Origin of the sequence: Pseudoalteromonas sp. S1609, from assembly GCF_005887255.1 — a bacterium.
Classification (GTDB): domain Bacteria; phylum Pseudomonadota; class Gammaproteobacteria; order Enterobacterales; family Alteromonadaceae; genus Pseudoalteromonas.
Genome location: NZ_PNDJ01000319.1, coordinates 1 through 317, shown reverse-complemented (window position 1 = coordinate 317; position 317 = coordinate 1). Strand labels below are relative to the sequence as shown.

The 317-nt window shown below is 39.7% G+C and carries 1 pseudogene; it reads left to right on the top strand.

From position 1 onward, the window contains the following. Window positions 1-317: pseudogene (locus CWB76_RS19900) on the top strand (PAS-domain containing protein); the annotation flags it as partial.

The following is a 317-nucleotide window of genomic DNA, read 5'->3' as shown; positions in this document are numbered from 1 at the left end:
CCTGCAGAATTAGGTGTTTCCTCTGCTCAAGAACTTTTTCATACAGTATAATCTGTCAAACCAATGCCGTTTGTAGAAGTGGTAAAATTTTTTGATGAAACCACAGAAGCACTGCAGTTTAATAACAACTTACTATTTACCTCCCTAGAAAAATTAAGCCAGGGACTATCTGTGGTAGATAAAGATCTTAACCTCGTTGCTTGGTATAATCGCTATAGCGTAATGTTTAACTACCCTGAGGGTTTTTTAAAAGTTGGCCAGACCATTGAAGAAATAATACGGTATAACGCAGAGCTCGGTGAATGCGGCCCCGGGGA